The sequence below is a fragment of the Aeromonas sp. QDB03 genome (genome assembly GCF_027707985.1).
Lineage (GTDB): Bacteria > Pseudomonadota > Gammaproteobacteria > Enterobacterales > Aeromonadaceae > Aeromonas > Aeromonas hydrophila.
The window spans coordinates 881,052-898,949 of record NZ_JAPCJG010000002.1 but is presented as its reverse complement, the minus strand read 5'-3'; the positions used below and the strand labels follow the sequence as shown (position 1 = coordinate 898,949).

Below are 17,898 nucleotides of genomic sequence, written 5' to 3'. Positions count from 1 at the left end.
TGGTTAATTGGTTATTGCATGGGGTGTGACCGCAGGCTTGGTTGGCGGTGTTCAGGCCGCCAAGGTGTGTAGTCGTGCAGCGGAATGTGGTAACTGGTGGCTAGTAGGGTGCCGAACTGGGTTAGCCAGCGGTGATCCGGGTGGGCGCATAGATTGCACCAGTGCATCGCCCCGTTCATTTTCATAGCGCAGGTAGAGGGCATAACCGTCCACCGGCTTGTCTCGGTCATGCACAGCTTCAATCTGACCATCGTGCTCAAGATAAACCTCCAGCTCGATGGCGATCACGGCGTTAATCATCTTCGCTCTCCTTGTCCGGGATGGGGTCACTTTCCACGGCATAGCCGCGGTGGATGCAGATGCGCTGTAGGTCAGCCAAGAAGCTTGCCAGTACGCGGGGTTGCTCGGTGAGCGGCACTGGCCCTGCTTTACAATGCCAGAAGCAACTGCGTTTGGGGTCGATGCAGATCTCATCTCTAGGTTGGTTCATGGTGTGCGAGTCCTCCGCATTGGTGAGGGTGAGCAACTGCCACTGTGCCCCAGACCAGCGCACTTGTAAGGTGACTGTGCGGGTATGTGGGCGATCCGGTGTCAGGTGAAGCAGCCAACGTTGACCAATGTGGGTGGGGGTTAACTTGGCGCTCGCCGCGACGTGTCCCAGCCACTGACGGGAGTAGTGGGAAAGCGCTAATTCTTGGATCATTGTATCCTCCTAATCTCCTGCGACCGTGACGCTGAAGCATTCCAACCGGCAGTAGGCAATGAAGTTGCGTTGCCAGATATCGAACAACTCCCGCGCTTCGGCCAGTCGCAACGGTCCCCAGCCCAACATGGTGTGTTCCCCATCGAGGAAGTTGAAATCGAGCTCCTTGCAGAGCTCAGCGTTTTGGCCCTGCCCCTGGTAGCTGAAGTCGGTGACGTAATCGAACAGCCAGCCATCGAGCCCACGAATCAGGCGGATCTCAACTGGGTGCACACCGCCTTGTTCGACGCTGTAGCCGGGGTTGCGAAAGTTGAAGGTCAGTTGGGTTAAGCGCTCAATATTGAGCTCGGTTTTAGCTATTTCTTGGTCGAGCAGAACCAGCAATGCTTGGTCAACGGATAGGGCAAAACCGTCCCGGAAAAAGGGAATAGTCATGGTGTTTCCTCATTAAGTTCAAAGCAGGGGGAACCCCCTGCTTTTGCTTTGAAGTGATGGATCAGTCGTTTAACCAATCCCATAGTTTGCTGACGCCATAGGCAGCGACAACGCCCACGGCAAGGGGGGCTAACAGCGGGGCAGCGGCAATACCGGTAACGGGCACCACGGTCGCAGCGGCGCCACTACTGCCAGCAGTCGTGGCCAGCGTGCTGGCAGCAAGTCCTGCTGTTGCACTGGTGGCCGCTTTCCCCAGCGTATGGCGAGCCACTTCGGCTGCCACTACGGTTGCAACTGCGGTCTGCAGCAGCTTGGGGGGACGGGCAAGTCCTTCGATGCACCAGGTAACAAATTGCTCGCCACTGGCAAATGGCTGGCCTTGTGCACCTTCGCTGAGCCGTGCGTAGGCCCGCGTCAGACACTCCTCTCGACTGAACAGCCGTTGGGCATGGGGCTTGACCTCAATGACGCCGTGTTGGCTGAATTCAGTCAGGGATGTCCGCGCCAGTTGGCCTGAGTGCTCTCCTGTAGGGGATGGAAGACAATGAATGACCTGGTCATGGCCAACAAAGATCCCGTGATGGCGGCCTTCAGGTTGTGGTGCAACCAAGTGATCGCCAATAATGAAATGTCGTGTCATGGAGTGATGATCCTCATCAAGGGTTGGAAATGAAAAAGGGCGTCACCGTAATGGTGACGCCCTTTGGCTTTGTTTTTCCTGAGCGGGCTACTTGCCGCTCACGGTGATCTTCAGTGGTTGGTAAAACTTGGGGGTGAAGGTGGAGATGGGGAGCCGGGTAACTTGGTTATGTGCAAAGACCTCGGTCGCCTGAATAATGGCGATGGATTTGGCTTGCTCAACCTGTCCGCAATCAACTTCCGTAAAACCACCACCATAGCGTGTGGCGGAGCTCCCGCCGAAGGGTTCAACCTCCAGCGTCGATTCGGCCAGGGCCTTGCCCTTCTTGTCATTAAACTGCAGCGAGATGTACAAGTGACCAAACTCATCGACTCCACCGCTATCGAGGGAGAAGTGGTACGCACAAACGCCTTGGTTGGCGTAGACAGTGTCAGTGTGCTGGATAGCGAGGTAGCGCTGATCTTGGGCGACACTGGCCGATGTCCATAGTAATCCAGCAAACAGTGGTAATAAATGGTATTTATTCATGTGATACATGGTCGCTCTCATTTAAGGTGCCGACACTCCACTGGTGTATGCTTAATTCAGATAAGGAACGCAGCTTTATGTTTAACATCCGTTGGATGTATCATTGTTGCAGTGCATTAATAATCACACTTGATTTTTTCAGGAAGTTTTACCATATCTTTATCTACATATATCGTAACTTTCTCCGAGTCATCTTTAAAGGTTATCTGAGATGCTTGAAACAATGCATTAATCGCCGTATCCCATTCTGCTTTGTTGCTGGCTTTAATGGATATATTCTTGTCATCAACATTTAAAACAGAGACTCTTTTAAGTTCCAATGAACCATTATGATAAAGCGATATTTTTCCATGTTTTAAATCCCCGGAGGATTCATAAGCGCAATTTATGTGTAAAGTCTTGGCGCTGCCAATTAAATTATAACTATAAATAAAACCATCATCAGAGCGGTAATAGTCTCTCTCATAGTTCCAATATGATTTTCGTGTGCCAGCATTTTCCTCCGCTTTGCTCCAAGATGGTTTTTTACCTTCCTTTCTTGTTTCCTCCCACTTCCAAGCATCCAGTGGATAACGCTTGATGAGCCGGTCACCGACCATGACATCGATGTTGTTCAGCCGATTGTAGGTATTGACCTCGATACTGGCCGAGGTGCTGCAGGTGCCGGTATCGAGCTTTTTAAAGCTGCGGCTAGCGTGTTCGGCAACCAGCAGGTCACCGATGGCACAGCCTGTTTGGGAGCGGTTGTTGACCAAGGCAATGTAGTGGCTGTTTTTGTAGAGCGGCTCACAGGTACTTTTGTTATTGCACGCTTGAGCCAAGGTGGTGCCATCAGTGTCTTGATAGGACCAGATGTCATTGGGGCTGCTGGCCATGGCGCTCGGTGCGGTGAGTGCCAGGGTAAGCAACAGAACGAGTTGTTTCATGAGAACTCCTGTTGGTAGTAAATCGTTGAGAAAGGGATAACCCTATACAGGTCAGGCAGGCAAAAAACGCCCAATATCAACCCATTGGGTTGATGTTCGCCTTTTGCGGTTCTTCATGTCAACGAGTCCACCCCCAACCATAAGGGTTGGTTGGAGGACTTATGACAGATATCAACTTTGAGCAGTTAGCCAAGAGCGTGGGTAAGGCGATTGGGCGTCAGCGTAACCAAGCAGGGTTTACCCAGGAGCAGGTGGCTGAACACCTCAATATCGGGATGGAAGCCGTTTCCCGGATGGAGCGGGGGATTGTGGTGCCGACCGTTGTGCGGTTGGCGGAGTTGGCTCAGCTGTTTGGTTGTGAGCTGGCGGATTTCCTGCGCGAGGCCAGTAACCGCCCGACCGAGCAGGGCATTGTGCTGAGCCAGCAACTGGCCCGGCTCGATGATGCCGACCGAACCCTGTTGCTGGAAACAGTAGAACGGTTGGTGGAGCGGTTAGCTCGTCCCAGCTGATCATCCACCATTCACTGGGGAGGTGATGGGTTCCCTTTCCCCAATTTATTGGTGAGCGGACTCCTTCTTGGTTGTGGTCTCTGTGGTGTTCTGGTTGCTTGGCCTTGTGGTGTGCTATGCGAGGTTGTCGCCTCCGCACTCGCGTTACCATTCGTTTCGTCAGTGCTGGCTTCGGGATAGAACTCCTCCAGCAGCATCGGCACCTCTTCATCGATATCCTCAAATTGGCCGTTACGCAGCAATTCACGCGCGGCCTGCTCCATCTGGTCGATGGCGAGCCCCGCCTCTTGGTCACGCTGGGCCGCCTCCTGTGCCAGCTTGACTGCCTCGGTCAGGTTGGTCTCTTCCCGCAAGGTTAAATCCACGTAGTAGACTGGTGTGCGGTAGGACTGGGTGGTGCTCTTGGCCCGCAACCGCAGGGTGAGCGGCAGATAGCGGGTATGGCCCCCGCTTACTGCCTCCAGGTACTTCAGTCGCGCCGCCAGGGTGCGTACCGAGTTGTAGCCGGTGGTGCGGAAGATAAAACTGCCCAGCTCATCCCCTTGCCCCTCCACAAACAGGTTCAGTCGCCCGTACAGCTTGCAGCCCTGTTGCCCGGCAAAGGCGCAGCGCTCTGGTCCAGGGCAGCTGACCTCCTCCATGCCTTGTGCCCCCACGCGTCTTGCCACCTCCCCATTCCCGACACAGAGCGGCCTGCCGGTTTGCCGGTCAAAGGCGCTGTATTCCGCCCGCAGATTCAAGTCGCTATCGTTGAACAGTACCCGCACCGGAATGGCGCGGATCTTGGTCTGCTCTTGCCCCTGGCCACTTTTCTGCGATGAGTAGTGTTGATGCAGGGGATGGAGCAACCATCCCCCCTTTTGCTGTATCTGGGTGGTGAGGGTGAAACTGTCGTCCTTCTCCGGTACCCACTTATCCTGTTTTTGCACCAGCTTGCCGATGCAGATCCGCCCGATCACGGGCGGGGTAATCGCCAGTCCTTTGATCATGGTGTTTGCCTCAAGGGTTGAATGGTGAAACGGCGCACGCCGGGCACCGGTTTGACGTAACGGGTGAGCAGGTCGGGATGATCCTGACCGAGCTTATCCAGGTCCGGTGCCAGCCGGTCTTTACTGCGCTTCCAGGTGATCTTGCCATCGGCAAACAGCCCGGCAGTGGCTTCACCCAAAGTGGCTTGTAGCCGCTGCTTGAGTTGTGACTCCTGCTGCTCGACAGCCTCCTTTTGCTGACGCAATCGCAGTAGCTCCCCAAACAGCTGGTTGAACTCGGGGGAATCGGAGAGATCCAGCGTCTGGCCATCGTCATGGGGGAAGAGCCAGCTCAGGGCATTGGCGGCATCACTGGATCCGTCAGGCTCAGGCTGCTGATCTTGTTGCACCATCTGCCAGAACTGCGCTTCCCGCTCGGTGAGATCCTGGATCTTCTCTTCGTCACGCTCGATACGGTAAATCCGAAAATCCTGGCCGCCGATCAGCACTGCCACCTCAGCCCAGGCATGGCCGGTGACGGCCAGTTGATGTAGTACCTGACACTGGTAAGCCACTGGCACCCCTTCCTCCCACTGAGGGGCGCTGTGATAGCTGGCGGTCTTGATCTCCAGAATGCCCGGCCCATCGGGATGGCCGACCACCTCCCGATCGAGGTTTGCGAGCATGAAGGGTTGCTCGGGGTGTTGCAGCACCGCATTGACCCGGCGCACCTTATAGCCGGTGCGTTTGGCATAGACCTGCGCCAATACCGGCTCCAGTTCAATGCCCCACAGCACCGCTTCCTTATGGGAGATATCCTCCGGCTCCTTGCGGCCAGTCTTCTCCAACCACAGGCTGAGCGGGCATTTGTAGGGGGATAGCCCCACTGCCACGGCGGCATCGGAGGAGCCAATGCCGAGTTTGCGGATAGCGAGCCACTGCTCGCGGGTTAATTGGGTAGTGGAGGCCAGCCGCAGGGCTTGGCCGTATTTGGCTTTTGCTTTCATGACTATTCCTTGTTGACGGCATAAATGGCGACGCCCGGATTGGCTTGTGCCAGTCCGGGTGAGGTCGTTATGCGGTTTGAATGGGGAAGCGGAATTACTGCAGCAGAGTGAGTGCCTGATTCAGGGCTTGGGATTTGAGTTGGGCGCCCTGACCAAACCAGGCGGAATCGAGCCGGTGGTCTTGGCTGCGAGCGCGGCGGTGGTGATCAACGTATTCTGTTACCGCATTGACCAGCCCCCAGGCGGTATTGCGGGAGCTTGCAAGCTCTGAGCCCATGCCTGCGCCCAGATAGAGCTCATGCAGCCGTTGTACCGGCTTGGTGAGGATGATGTTCTCCTCATCCAGCGGTTGCGCCAGCAAGTCGCTGAAAAAGCGCAGCGCCTCTTCGGGGGGGGCAGGCCGCTGTGCCAGCGCCTTGGTCTGTGCCTTGAACTCATCCCAATGAGAGAGCCCCAGCCCGAGCGACTCTTTGACGGTCGCCGCATCGAATTGAGTGGAGTGGGGCACCTTGATGGCGCCGGTAGCACCGCACAGTGCCATCTGCAGGGTGTTGTTGCATACCACCCGCAGCGAGGTGAACTGTGCCGTGGTGCAGAGTGTGCCGTCGCAGCTGGTCGCCAACAGCAGATAGGACTTTACCAAGTCATTGCCTTTGAGTTTCAGATCCTGGCCGGTCTTAGCCAGTGCCCACAGCTTGCGGCCACCTTTGAGCGAGCCTGCGGTCTCCAGCTCAAAGCCACCGGCTTCTACCAGGTCTTGATAGAAGTGCAGCACCTCGTGAGGCTGTACCACGTTGTAGCGGCTTGAGACCACCGACAGAGGGGTGAGGGTATCGGAGCGATACAGCACCTTGCTATCGCTGTAGGGACGGATATGCAGTGCATCGGAGGCGACGTTAAACATCACGTCGCTCTGCTCGATGGTCCAATCCATCCCGGCTGCCTGTAGCCAGATATCGAGAGATTGTTGCGGGGGCAAAACATTGCCAAGGCCATGCCAGGGCGTTTGACCGGTGTAGGCCATGGTGTCGATCAGGTGAGCCATGAGAAATCTCCAATAAAAAAGGGACTGCACAGAGCAGTCCCTTGAGTAGGTTCATGGAGATAATATATATCTGAAATTAATTCAAATGAGACTTATTTGCCTCTCAGGTTTCTAGCTATGGAATGCGCGCTGTGGTACCCCGTGTGGTACCCCAGGCCAAAAACGACCAAGGGGTTAGCACCATGAAGATGCTAACCCCTTGTTTTATATGGTGCTCCCGACTGGAGTCGAACCAGTGGCCTGTCCCTTAGGAGGGGACCGCTCTATCCTACTGAGCTACGGGAGCATTGTGGCCGGCATTATACAAGAAGCCGCTCCCTTTTAAACCCTTGATTCTTATTCCAATACTGCCAGGTCCCCGATCTGGATGTTAAACGGCGAATATTTGTTCTGGCTGCTGATGATGGCGCCATCCTCGAACACCTGCACCACTTCGAACAGGCCGTCGGCGGGGTTGCGCATCATGCGCGACTTGCCGTAGGGGTCGATGAAATCGGCATCGTGCTGGATGCGGAACTGATCCCCGAGCCGGACGCCGTTGCGGCGGCCCAGATTGATGTGGGGGCCGCGCTCGTTCTGGCCGACCACCCGGGCGGTGACCGGGGCGCAGCTGAGCTGGGCCACCAGATCCTGCACCGCTTCCTGCAACTGGTAGTTGACCTCCTGGCCATAGCTCGACTGCCAGAACTGGCCGCTGCTGCTGCCCACTTGATCCCGCTTGGCGAAGGTCCAGTTGGCCCGGCCCTGGTACTCCTTGCGGCCGAGCAGGCTGCCGTTGATGCCGTCGAACAGATAGAGCTGCATACGAAAGTTGCGGATGGGATCTTCATACCAGCTGGTCAGCTGGTTGCCCTGCGGCTCGAGGGAGAGATCGTCGATGCTGCCGAGCACCAGATACTGGCTGTCGGTGCGCAGGCTGAGGGCCTTGATCTCCTCGAGGGCGCTGCGATCTCCCTGTTGCAGGTGGAGCGGGTCGATGCGCAGGTTCTCGTCCAGCCACTGGCGCACGGCCACCCCTTGCGGCGCGTTGGCCAGGGCCTCGAACATGCGGCGTGACAGGTTGGCGGGCATGTCGTCGAGGGCGCCATAGCTCGCCTGCTCGGGGTAGCGCAGCCGCAGCCGCACCAGCGTCAAATCCTTGGCGTAGTGCTGGGTCTGGCAGATCTGGCGTTCGGCCTGGATGTCTGCCTGCACCGTGATGTACATGCGACCGTTGCGCACCTCTTCCCGCTTGAGCCGATACTGGCGAATATCGCCGCCGGAACGGATCTGGATCTGCTCGGAGCGCAGGCTGCCGTTTTCCAGGCGCTGGATGCTGGAGACGGCGGCGCCGCTGGCCAGCAGAGCCTGCCGCAGGGCATCGCGGGTCGCCTGCTCGCGGGCGTAGACCTCGTCTCCGCCCAGGATGGCGGCACTGCCCTGCGCCTCGATGATCTCGGCCCGGGCCGACAGACTGGCCAGCAGCAGGGTTAACAGCAGCGGTAATTTCATGACAAGCACCTTGAATATGCGGGTCGGCGCGATTCGCCCCTGTCGAAGCGAGGTCGCCGGCCGATACAGATCACAGAACCGTGCCGGTTGCACAGCACTCGCGAATATTTAGCAAGATCCATGCCTCATTCCCGGCTCAAGCTTTGGCCGGTCGAACCGATAACAAATCAGGTGCAGATACAGGAAAGGTATCCATGAACAAACTCATCACGGCGTTGGCGCTCGCCCTGGCATTGGCCGGCTGCGGCTCCGACCCCATCAACCGGGAGCAGGGTGATCCTCGTCAGGCGGCGCAGGGGATGGAACTCAACTGGTTGGTGGCGCGCATGACCGATCAGCTGATGGAGCGCAAGTCGCTCTCCACCCTGACCGAACCCATCGCGGTCTCCTCTTTCGTCGATCTCGATACCCTGCAGGACACCAACTGGATGGGGCAGCAGATCGAGGAGAGCTTTATTTACGAGCTGAACCGGCGCGGGGAAGTGGTGGTGGATTTCAAGCTGACCGGCAGCATCAAGGTCACCCCGCAGGGGGACTTCGTGATGAGCCGCAACTATCGGGATCTCTCCCCCCGGCTGCCCATCTCCCGCATCCTGACCGGCACCTTCAGCCGCAACAAGCAGGGGATCCTGGTCAATGCCCGCATCATCGACCTGCGTACCAAGATGGTGGAGACCACGGCCCAGAGTTTGATCCCGCAAAAATACCTGTTCGGTGCCAACAATTCGTTTGGCCGGGCCTCGATCAACCGCGGTTACCTGATGCGTGACAGCCAGGCGCGTCCCGGCGGCCATCTGGTCAATCTGACGCCCTGACAAGGAGTAGACGTAATGAAAATCCTGTTCGGATGCCTGCTGGCCCTGCTGCTGACGGCGTGCAGCGGCGGCAATCGGGTGGTCAACTATGGCGGCGGCAACAACAAGCCGGATGACTTCCCGGTGCTCAAGGCGGTCGGTTACGCGGTGATCGACATCCAGCCCGGTCCGTCCCAGTCCGAGAAGATGCTGCAGGCCATCCGCGCCTCCAAGATGGATGCCTATCGGGAGCTGGCGGAACAGCTCAACGGCCAGCAGGTGCGCGGCCAGAGCAGCTACAAGGACTTGACCCAGACCTCCAACTCGCTGGACGTGTCGGTGGCCGGCATGGTGCGCGGCGCCAGGGTAGTGGCCTCCTATCCCCGCGGCAACACCTATGCCACCGAGATGGAGCTTGATACCCGTGCCCTCTACAACATCAACCAGCTGATGGCGGGCCAATTCTGACGACGTATCTCAGGCGAATGGACGACAAAAAGGCGACCCGGTAGGTCGCCTTTTTCATTGGCGGTATCGGCCGCCCAGCCTGGCGGATTAGAGTGCTGGCTAGTTGCCCAGCAGCACCGGCGGTACGGCGGTCGGTTTGACGTCTTCGCTCGGGTAGCAACCCAGCACCTTGATGTAGCGGGTGATCTTGGTCAGCTCCATCAGTGCGGCCTGCATGGCCGGGGTCTGCAGGTTGGCGGAGACATCCAGATAGAACATCTCCTCCCACGGGTTGCCCTGCACCGGACGGGATTCGAGCTTGGTCATGTTGATCTCGTTGCTGCGCAGCACCAGCAGCGCCTCCACCAGCGAGCCCGGTTTCTGGGAAGTGGACATGATGAGGGTGGTCTTGGCCGGGATCTGCGGTGCCACGTCGATGGGCTTGCGCGCCACCACGATGAAGCGGCTGTAGTTCTCCTTCTGGTTGGCCAGCTGCTCGGCCAGCACGTCCAGCCCGTACAGCTCGCCGCCGGCGGCGCTGCCGATGGCCGCCGCCTCCGGGCTCGCCAGCTCTTTGACCTTCATCATGGCGCTGGAGGATGAGTCGCAGATCTCGTGGCGCGCCCCTTCCAGCTTGCTGAGGTAGTGGGAGCACTGCTGGAATACCTGCGGGTGGGCATAGAAGGTCTTGATGCGGCCCAGTTCGGTCGGCACGGCGGTGAGGATGCAGTGCTCGATGGGGTAAGTCAGCTCACCGACGATGGAGAGGCTGGTGTGCTGCATTACGTCGTACACCTCGTTGATGGAGCCCGAGCTGGTGTTCTCGATGGGCAGCACCCCGAAGGCGGCACGGCCCGATTCCACCGCATCCAGCACCTCGCGGAAATTCTGGCAGTTCACCTCGATCACCTGATCCTTGTAGCGGGCCAGGTACTTGCGGGCCGCCAGGCTGGAGTAGGAACCGCGCGGTCCCAGGTAGGCGACGCTGGTCATCGGCTCCTGCTGCTCCGGGTTGAGCAGGCTCTGCAGATAGGCCTGCTGGGAGAGCACGGAATCTTCGATGATGGTGTGGTAGATGCGGGTGATGTACTGGGCGTCCAGCCCCAGCACACGCCCTTTCTGGATCAGGGCGACCAGCAGATCCTGCTCGCGCTGGGGATCGCGGATCGGGCGCGGGTTGGCCTGCTTGGCGCGGGCGACCTCGATGCTGAGGGTCTTGCGTTTGGCCAGCAGGGCGAGCAGCTCCTGATCCAACTGGGTGATGTCTTGTCTGATCTCGTCGAGCGTTGCCATGATGGTTCCCTATCCAAGTAATCGATTGTGGTGGCTGCAAAAAAAAACCTCCGCTAGGGGAGGCTCGATTCGTCTTTGCTTTCTGTTTACGCGAGTGCTTCACGTGACGACGGGCCTTCCCTCATGAGGGCCGGATAAACGAGAAAGCAAAAAAGAATGGTGCGTGCATGAGTGTGTCCTTGAGGTAACGCCATAACCATTAAGGGATTTGACCGTGCTATGCAAGTAAAACTTGCCCGGGGGAGGCGAACGGGGCAGGGTAGGGGCGTGAGCCTGCGGGGGAAAAACCGGGTAAAACGGACCCGCTTGCTGTCGTAATGAGGCAGATAGCTGGAGGTGAAGATGGCGATTATTTTCGATCTGGGACGGGTGGTGGTGAGCTGGGATCCGGTCGGTATCGTGCGCTCGGTGCGCGGGGAGCAGGGAGCTGAACAGCTGGCGGAGCGGCTGTTCAACCACCCGGACTGGCTGGAAGTGGACCGTGGCACCCTCTCACTGCACACCATGGCCCGTCAGGCCGAGCATCGCACCGGTCTGAGTACCGCCGAAAATCTGGCGATTTTGCAGGCAGTGCCCGCCTCACTGGTGCCGGATCCCGCTATGCTGAGCCTGATAGAGAGCCTGCATGGGGCGGGTCATACCCTCTACGCACTCTCCAACATGGGGCATGCCAGCATCGACTGGCTGGAGCAGCATCAGCCCTTCTGGCGTTTCTTCAGCGGCAAGGTGGTGTCGGCAAGGGTACGGATGATGAAGCCGGAGCCGGATATCTACCGCTATCTGCTGGTGTCGTTCGACTTGCAGGCCGAGCAGTGCCTGTTCATCGATGACAGCCCGGCCAACGTGACTGCCGCACAGGCGTTGGGGATCGGCGGCCTGGTGTTTACCGATGCATACAGTTGTCGCCAGCAACTGGTGGCGCAGGGTTACCTGCCCGCCTGAATGGCAGGATGTAGAGGGAGAGGGTATGGAGCATGGCCGGTTTCGCAATTGGCTCAGTCATTATCCGGATGCGGGGCTGCTGATCGCCTGTCTGGATGGCAGCGGGTATCAGCTCTGTGTCGAGGCCGACGGCGAGATGCAGTGTCTCACCGACAGCGGAGGGGGCCGGCTGACCTTTGCCTCTCTCGAACAGGCGGAGGGATTTCTGCGCATGCATCAGGTTCATCAGGCGAAACTTCGGATTTATGATGCTCAGCTGGATGAAAATGAAACTAATTGGCATGAAATTATCATTAAATTCTGATTTATCCCTGCCCTTTAAGGGTTTATTCAGGATTGTTGCAGCACAATGGCACCCAATTCATCATCCGGTGCCGTCGTTATGGATGCCAATATCGTTGTGCTGAATCGGGGATACGATCAGACCTTTCAGACCAGGGAACAGTCACTTATCGAGACCCTGGCTGGCTACGGCGAACTGGCGGTCTCCTTCTCCGGTCGACTGGAATCCTGCTACAGCATGGATCTGTGCCGCGCCAGCGGTATCCGGATCCGGGCCATCACCCTGGACAGCCCGACCCGCAGCCGCAAGGAGGTGGCACGCGCCAAGCGCTACTGCCAGCGTTACGGCATCGAGCAGCGGGTGATCAAGACCGATGAGATGATCTTCTGCGATCACCTGCGCCACCTCAACGAGGTGATCGACCCGGTGCGCTACATCTGCCACCTCACTGCGCTGGAAACCGACTGGAGCCACCTGCCCATGCTGCTGCCGGCGCCGGTGGAGGAGCTGCAGGAGTATCTGCGCCGTTTCGGCAGCCTGCCGACCAATACCCTCTGGTTGTTCGCCAAGCAGGGCATGACCCACAGGGACTTTCGCTATGGCTTCAACAAGCGCCAGCTTGGGCGCTGGGGCAAGAGTGCCCACGGCTGCCTGAGCTACCGTTTCTCCGACCCGGAGCTGGTGGAGCGCCGTCATCTGCGAATGGTGGACATGGCGGAGCAGATGCTGGCCGACATGGGGCTGGAGGAGGCCCAGGTGTTTTTTCATACCCTCGCCGATCGGGCCACCACCCTGGCCCGGGTGCGGGTGCCGGCCCGGCTGCGGGCCCAGGCCTTCGATCTGCAGCCGGATATTCTCACCGCCCTCAAGAGCACGGCCTTCGATCTGGTGACGCTGGACATGGCGGCGGAAGAGGAGCGGCAGGAGCTGGTGGTCTAGGCAACCGAGGGCAGGAACGTGAGTGCGGTCATAGGCAAGCCGGGACGGACTCTTTATACTGACGCCCTTTTCCATCGACGCCGAGTCATCACCCTATGAAACCCTTGTCCCGTCTGCTGGTTGCCCTCTGCCTCTCGCCCCTGCTGGTGCAGGCCGCTCCGCTCACCCAGGTGACCCTGCCGGATGGCCGCCAGGTGCAGCTCAACGATGACTTCACCTGGGAATACCTGCTGCTCAAGCCCGCCGCCGATGGCAGCGCGGTGCAGGGCACGGTGGCCGTGCCGGTGCTGACCGAGCAGGCGATGAGCAACCCCGAGCTGCTGGCCCAGGCCGTCAAGGACGGGATCGGCGTCAAGCTGGCCAAGGTGGAGGGCTCGGATCCTCTGCAACTGCAATTCATGGTGAGCAACACCGGTACCCGCAACGTGGTACGGGTGCGTGGCAGCGTCACCCTGTTCAGCGAGCAGGGGGCCCAGCTGGTCAAGCAGGAGGCCCGCTTCTGGGTCGGCGAGAACCGTCTGCCGGAGTCCTATCTGCGCAAGGGGCAGCAGCGCCCCTCCATGGTGCTGGAGGTGCCGCGCCCGGCCGGCCTGACCGGCAAGCCCCTGGTGCGGGTCGAGATTGAGGAAGTGGAGTTCCGCTGATCCCTCATGCAACAGGCTCCTTCGTGGAGCCTGTCTTGATTGTTAACCCGGTAACCACCTGCAACAGTTGCTTACATCTGACATGGTTTGGCAACAGCTTGCCGCTCGGCATTTCTCCCCGCCCTCTGCACAATGACCCCATTCCAGCTAGGTCCCAACTAGCTCAACCTGTGGAGTCATCAAAATGAAAAAAGTTGCACTTTCAGTTCTGGTTCTGGCCGGTTTCGCTTCAACTTCCGCTCTGGCTGAGGATGCCTTCAGCTACGCCAAAGGCGGCCTGACCTGGGCGCACACCAAGTCCGATTACATCGGCGGCAAGGATAGCAACAACCGCGACTTCGGCGGTCTGAACCTGGACCTCTCCAAGAGCTTCGGTTCCAACTTCTACGGTCGTCTGGGCAGCGAGTACACCTCCCGCAACGATGGCAACGACAGCATGGGCATCTCCAGCCTGGGTCTGGGTGTCTACACCCCGCTCAGCACAGGTCTGAACCTGTATGGGGAAGCGGGCCTGATGGGTTACACCATGGAGCGTCAGGTGGCTGCCAACGTCAAAGACAGCGGCTGGGACGTGATCACCCGCAAGAACAGCGGCAGCATGTACGGTGAGGCCGGCCTGCGCTACGACATCGGCGCGGTCGAGCTCTCCACCGGCTACCGCTACGCCAACATGACCGACGACATGCACGATTTCAAAGTGGGCGCCGCCTACAAGGTGAGCCAGAACCTGGCCCTCACCGCCGACTACACCTACCGCAAGTGGGACCTGCAACAGGGCTCCATCACCAGCCTGGGTGTGAAGTACAGCTTCTAATCATCCTTCCTGTAGTGTCTTCATTTTTACCCATGACTTCGGTCATGGGTTTTTTCATTTCCGGTTGATCCAACCTTCACCCTTGCGCCGTATCAGTCCGCAATAGTTATACAACTTCCATTTTTTTGTATAACTGCTATAACTGATTCAGACTTATACAAGGAGTGATTATATGTACAAGATCAAGGTTGGTATCAGCGCCTGCCTGCTGGGGCAGGAGGTACGGTTCGACGGGGGCCACAAGCGTTCCAGCTTCTGCGAGCGGGATCTTGGTGCCCACTTTGACTATCACCCCGTCTGTCCCGAGATGGCCATTGGCCTCGGGGCGCCCCGCGCCGCCATCCGGCTGGTCAAGCGCCACGGCGAGATCCGCGCCGAGGCGAGCAACGGCAGCTTCGATGTCACAGAAAAGCTGATTGCCTTCAGCGAGCAGAAAGCGCGCCAGCTCGACTTCATCTCCGGCTACATCCTCTGCGCCAAATCCCCCAGCTGTGGCATGGAGCGGGTGCGCATCTATGGCGCCAACAACGAGGGGAGTGCCAAGGAGGGGGTCGGCCTGTTTGCCAAGGCGCTGATGGAGGCCAATCCCCTGTTGCCGGTGGAGGAGGATGGCCGCCTGTGCGATCCCATCCTGCGGGAGAACTTCGTGCTGCGGGTCTTTGCCTACCACGATTGGCAGCAGCTCTGCGCCCGCGGCATCACCGCCTCTGCGCTGATCCGCTTCCACTCCCGCTACAAGTATCTGGTGCTCTCCCACGCCACCACCCACTACCGGGCGCTTGGCAAGCTGCTCGGCAATCTGGCCAAGGCCGACCTGCAGCAGGTGGCCGACAACTACATCAAGGGGTTGATGGCGGCGCTGACCCTGCGGGCCAACCGCCGCAGCCACACCAATGTGCTGATGCACCTGCAGGGCTACTTCAAGCGGGTGCTGACTCCGGCCCAGAAGCAGGAACTGTGCGACACCATCGACAAGTACCGTACCGGCGTCTTTCCGCTGCTGGTGCCGCTCACCCTGATCCGCCACTACCTGCGCGAATACCCCAACCCCTATCTCGCCGAGCAGGTGTACCTCAATCCCCATCCCGACACGCTGAAACTGCGCTACGGGCTCTGAATGTTCTGTGCAGGCCCCGGCGGATGGCCGGGGCCTCTCCCTCAACCTTTGCTGGATGCCGTTATGTCTGATTTACCGCACGCCGCTTCTCCTTCGCCGGAGGAGGGGATCTACCCCATTCGCGAGGTCTCCCGCCTCACCGGCGTCAACGCCGTGACCCTGCGCGCCTGGCAGCGCCGCTATGGGCTGGTGCAGCCGGCCCGCACCGAGAAGGGCCACCGCCTCTACAGCGAGCAGGACATTCGCCAGATCGGCGAGATCCTGAGCTGGCTGGAGCGGGGAGTGAGCATCGGACAGGTGAAGGGGCTCCTGAGCGAACCCCAGGCCGAGCCGGTGAGCGATCACTGGCAGCAGACCCTGGAGCAGTTCAGTCAGGCGCTGCTCGCCTTCAACCAGCGCAAGGCGGAGGCCGAGCTCAACGACCTGCTGGCGAGCTACCCGTTCGAACTGGTGCGCAGCCGGGTGCTGCAGCCGCTGGTGGAGCGCTTGCTGGGGCTGTGGCGCGAGCGCCCCGATGGCGAGCTGCTGCAACAGGTGTGGCTGGGCTGGCTGCATACCCGCTTTGCCCGCCACCTCATCGAGCAGGAGAAGGGCATGCCGGTCACCCTAGCGAGCTGGGGACAGGTGGGCCCGCTCGATCTGGTCTGGGCCGCTTACGAGCTGATCGGTCAGGGTTATGAGGTGCAGCTGCTGGGGGCGGTGGAGCCGCGCCATGCCAGCCTGCTGGAGGGGCGCGCCGTCACTCCCTGGCTGGTCATGCTGGGGGCAGGGCTTGGCAAACAGGAACTGGCTGCCGGCTGGCCCGCCGGCACGAGCCTGTTTGGCGAGCTGGGGCGCCTCTACGATGGTGAGTGGCTGCAAGCCCACGGCTGGCAGGCGAGCCTTGCCGAGGCGATGGCGGGCAGGCCTGCGGCGGCTGGCGCCAGCGGACGCGGGAGGAAAAAATCATGAAGCTGGTCTGGTTTCGCAGCGATCTGCGCCTGGCCGACAACCCGGCGCTGCGGCATGGTTGCGCCGGTGATGAGCCGGTCGCCGCGCTCTTTATCCTCACCCCCACCCAGTGGCGGCAGCACAAGCTGGCCCCGGTCCGTCAGCGCTTTATGCTGGCGCAGGTGGATGTGCTGGGCCGCGAGCTGGCGGCGCTCGGCATCCCGCTCCATCTGCTGCGAGTGGAGACTTTTGCCGAGGTGCCGGCAGCGCTGGCAGATCTTTGCCGCGAGCTGGGCGTAACCCAGCTCTACGCCAATCAGGCCATCGAGATCGACGAGCAGCGTCGGGATCAGGCCGTCAGCGCCGCGCTGGCGGAGCAGGCGGTGGGTTGTCATTGGCTCAACGGCTGCTGCGTGCTGCCGCCTGGGCGGGTGCTGACCGGCTCGGGTGAGATGTTCAAGGTTTTCACCCCTTTCAGCCGTGCCTGGCTCAAGGCGCTCGACGAGGATGGTTTTGTCATTCATCGCGCGCCCACTGCCCGCGGTGAGCCGTTGCCGTGGCAGCCGCTGGCGGAGCGGCACTTCGTTGATGCCGCCCTTGGCGAACTGACGGCAGACCCCCGCTGGCAGGTGGGAGAGGCCGAGGCCAGCCGCCGTCTGAATGATTTTCTGGAGCAGGCGGTGCTCGATTATGGCGAGACCCGGGATTTCCCTGCCATCGCAGGCACCTCCGTGCTCTCCCCCTATCTGGCGGCCGGCATCCTCAGCCCGCGCCAGTGTGTGGCGGCGCTCCAGCAGCGGCTTGGCTACCGGCCCCAGTCCAAGGCTCAGCCCGGCTTTGTCTGGCTCAATGAGCTGATCTGGCGCGAGTTCTATCGCCACCTGCTGGTGCTGATCCCGACCCTCTCCATGAATCGCCCCTTCAAGCCGGAGACGGCGGCGTTGCCGTGGAGCTGGGATCCAGATGCCTTTGCCGCCTGGTGCGAGGGACGCACCGGCTACCCCATCGTCGATGCGGCGATGCGCTGCCTCAACGCCACCGGCTGGATGCACAACCGGCTGCGGATGATAGTGGCGAGCTTCCTCACCAAGGATCTCCACATCCACTGGCGGCTCGGGGAGGATTACTTCATGAGCCGGCTGATCGACGGCGATCTGGCGGCCAACAACGGCGGCTGGCAGTGGGCGGCGGGGACCGGCGCCGATGCGGCGCCCTATTTCCGGGTGTTCAACCCCACCACCCAGGGGCAACGATTTGATCCGCAAGGGGAGTTCATTCGTACCTGGGTCTCTGAGCTGGCTGATCTGCCTGCCGCCTATCTGCACCAGCCCCACGACTGGTTGCGGCTCAAGGGGCGACACGATTATCCGGCCCCCATGGTGGACCACGCCGTTGCCCGGGTGAGAGCCATCGAGATGTTTCGCGCCCTGGAGAAATAGC

The 17,898-nt window shown here is 59.9% G+C and carries 22 protein-coding genes, 1 tRNA gene and 1 other annotated feature; of the genes, 11 read left to right on the top strand and 12 right to left on the bottom strand.

What is annotated here, in order from left to right:
* Positions 1–51: 51 nt before the first annotated feature.
* The 6 genes from PG900_RS08875 to PG900_RS08850 form a co-directional block, all read right to left on the bottom strand.
* Positions 52–300 carry a hypothetical protein gene (locus tag PG900_RS08875; protein WP_231939774.1) on the bottom strand — a complete coding sequence of 83 codons (249 nt, stop codon included), beginning with the start codon at positions 298–300 and terminating at the stop codon, positions 52–54.
* Complete coding sequence (locus tag PG900_RS08870) at positions 293–703, bottom strand: hypothetical protein (RefSeq protein ID WP_064337147.1); 411 nt, start codon at positions 701–703, stop codon at positions 293–295. Before PG900_RS08870 ends, PG900_RS08875 begins: the two co-directional genes overlap by 8 nt.
* Before the next feature lie 9 nt (positions 704–712).
* The gene (locus PG900_RS08865; RefSeq protein ID WP_065017497.1) at positions 713–1,138 is read right to left on the bottom strand and encodes a DUF2787 domain-containing protein; all 426 of its coding nucleotides are present in this window, start codon (positions 1,136–1,138) and stop codon (positions 713–715) included.
* Between the two features lie 61 nt (positions 1,139–1,199).
* Positions 1,200–1,778, bottom strand: a complete 579-nt coding sequence (locus PG900_RS08860; protein WP_270831290.1) for a lecithin retinol acyltransferase family protein — start codon at positions 1,776–1,778, stop codon at positions 1,200–1,202.
* Between the two features lie 87 nt (positions 1,779–1,865).
* On the bottom strand, positions 1,866–2,315 hold the full coding sequence (locus PG900_RS08855; RefSeq protein ID WP_042061748.1) for an IrmA family protein: 450 nt from the start codon (positions 2,313–2,315) through the stop codon (positions 1,866–1,868).
* A 107-nt stretch (positions 2,316–2,422) separates the two neighbouring features.
* Positions 2,423–3,232, bottom strand: a complete 810-nt coding sequence (locus PG900_RS08850) for a hypothetical protein (RefSeq protein ID WP_270831289.1) — start codon at positions 3,230–3,232, stop codon at positions 2,423–2,425.
* 161 nt (positions 3,233–3,393) lie between these two features.
* On the opposite strand from PG900_RS08850, the gene PG900_RS08845 reads away from it, so the two are divergent.
* On the top strand, positions 3,394–3,744 hold the full coding sequence (locus PG900_RS08845) for a helix-turn-helix domain-containing protein (RefSeq protein ID WP_042058285.1): 351 nt from the start codon (positions 3,394–3,396) through the stop codon (positions 3,742–3,744).
* Positions 3,745–3,755: 11 nt separating this feature from the next.
* On the opposite strand, the gene PG900_RS08840 is transcribed toward PG900_RS08845, so the two are convergent.
* The 5 genes from PG900_RS08840 to PG900_RS08820 all read right to left on the bottom strand — a co-directional run bounded on the left by PG900_RS08840 (position 3,756) and on the right by PG900_RS08820 (position 8,255).
* A complete protein-coding gene (locus PG900_RS08840) occupies positions 3,756–4,733 on the bottom strand; it encodes a recombination directionality factor (RefSeq protein ID WP_270831288.1) in 978 nt (325 codons plus the stop codon).
* Positions 4,730–5,719, bottom strand: coding sequence for a YqaJ viral recombinase family nuclease (locus PG900_RS08835; RefSeq protein WP_270831287.1), 990 nt, complete (start codon positions 5,717–5,719; stop codon positions 4,730–4,732). The genes PG900_RS08840 and PG900_RS08835 overlap by 4 nt, the downstream gene beginning before the upstream one ends.
* Before the next feature lie 94 nt (positions 5,720–5,813).
* Positions 5,814–6,764, bottom strand: coding sequence for a DUF932 domain-containing protein (locus PG900_RS08830; protein WP_270831286.1), 951 nt, complete (start codon positions 6,762–6,764; stop codon positions 5,814–5,816).
* 209 nt (positions 6,765–6,973) lie between these two features.
* Positions 6,974–7,050: transfer RNA gene (locus PG900_RS08825), tRNA-Arg, on the bottom strand.
* A 50-nt stretch (positions 7,051–7,100) separates the two neighbouring features.
* Complete coding sequence (locus tag PG900_RS08820) at positions 7,101–8,255, bottom strand: flagellar assembly protein FlgT (RefSeq protein ID WP_016349806.1); 1,155 nt, start codon at positions 8,253–8,255, stop codon at positions 7,101–7,103.
* Positions 8,256–8,449: 194 nt separating this feature from the next.
* On the opposite strand from PG900_RS08820, the gene PG900_RS08815 reads away from it, so the two are divergent.
* Both PG900_RS08815 and PG900_RS08810 read left to right on the top strand, forming a co-directional pair.
* Complete coding sequence (locus tag PG900_RS08815) at positions 8,450–9,070, top strand: FlgO family outer membrane protein (RefSeq protein WP_016349807.1); 621 nt, start codon at positions 8,450–8,452, stop codon at positions 9,068–9,070.
* Between the two features lie 15 nt (positions 9,071–9,085).
* Entirely contained in the window at positions 9,086–9,517 is a 432-nt protein-coding gene (locus PG900_RS08810; protein WP_011705018.1) for an LPP20 family lipoprotein, read from the top strand.
* 99 nt (positions 9,518–9,616) lie between these two features.
* Here PG900_RS08810 and pheA read toward each other — a convergent pair whose 3' ends face one another.
* A complete protein-coding gene (pheA, locus tag PG900_RS08805; RefSeq protein WP_011705019.1) occupies positions 9,617–10,789 on the bottom strand; it encodes a prephenate dehydratase in 1,173 nt (390 codons plus the stop codon).
* Between the two features lie 38 nt (positions 10,790–10,827).
* Positions 10,828–10,962 (bottom strand) — a sequence feature (Phe leader region).
* 169 nt (positions 10,963–11,131) lie between these two features.
* Between pheA and PG900_RS08800 the strand changes: the two genes are divergently transcribed.
* The 8 genes from PG900_RS08800 (at position 11,132) to phrB (ending at position 17,897) form a co-directional block, all read left to right on the top strand.
* Positions 11,132–11,731: an HAD family hydrolase gene (locus PG900_RS08800; RefSeq protein ID WP_270831285.1), complete on the top strand. Its 600-nt coding sequence runs from the start codon at positions 11,132–11,134 to the stop codon at positions 11,729–11,731.
* Positions 11,732–11,756: 25 nt separating this feature from the next.
* Complete coding sequence (locus PG900_RS08795) at positions 11,757–12,035, top strand: DUF6482 family protein (protein WP_011705022.1); 279 nt, start codon at positions 11,757–11,759, stop codon at positions 12,033–12,035.
* 45 nt (positions 12,036–12,080) lie between these two features.
* Positions 12,081–12,953, top strand: coding sequence for a hypothetical protein (locus PG900_RS08790; protein ID WP_011705023.1), 873 nt, complete (start codon positions 12,081–12,083; stop codon positions 12,951–12,953).
* A 95-nt stretch (positions 12,954–13,048) separates the two neighbouring features.
* Positions 13,049–13,597, top strand: coding sequence for a DUF3157 family protein (locus tag PG900_RS08785; RefSeq protein ID WP_016349812.1), 549 nt, complete (start codon positions 13,049–13,051; stop codon positions 13,595–13,597).
* Between the two features lie 184 nt (positions 13,598–13,781).
* Complete coding sequence (locus PG900_RS08780; RefSeq protein ID WP_011705025.1) at positions 13,782–14,411, top strand: outer membrane beta-barrel protein; 630 nt, start codon at positions 13,782–13,784, stop codon at positions 14,409–14,411.
* Positions 14,412–14,583: 172 nt separating this feature from the next.
* Complete coding sequence (locus tag PG900_RS08775; RefSeq protein ID WP_270831284.1) at positions 14,584–15,528, top strand: YbgA family protein; 945 nt, start codon at positions 14,584–14,586, stop codon at positions 15,526–15,528.
* Between the two features lie 63 nt (positions 15,529–15,591).
* Positions 15,592–16,479, top strand: coding sequence for a MerR family transcriptional regulator (locus PG900_RS08770; RefSeq protein ID WP_270831283.1), 888 nt, complete (start codon positions 15,592–15,594; stop codon positions 16,477–16,479).
* Complete coding sequence (gene phrB / locus PG900_RS08765) at positions 16,476–17,897, top strand: deoxyribodipyrimidine photo-lyase (RefSeq protein ID WP_270831282.1); 1,422 nt, start codon at positions 16,476–16,478, stop codon at positions 17,895–17,897. The genes PG900_RS08770 and phrB overlap by 4 nt, the downstream gene beginning before the upstream one ends.
* Position 17,898: the final 1 nt, after the last annotated feature.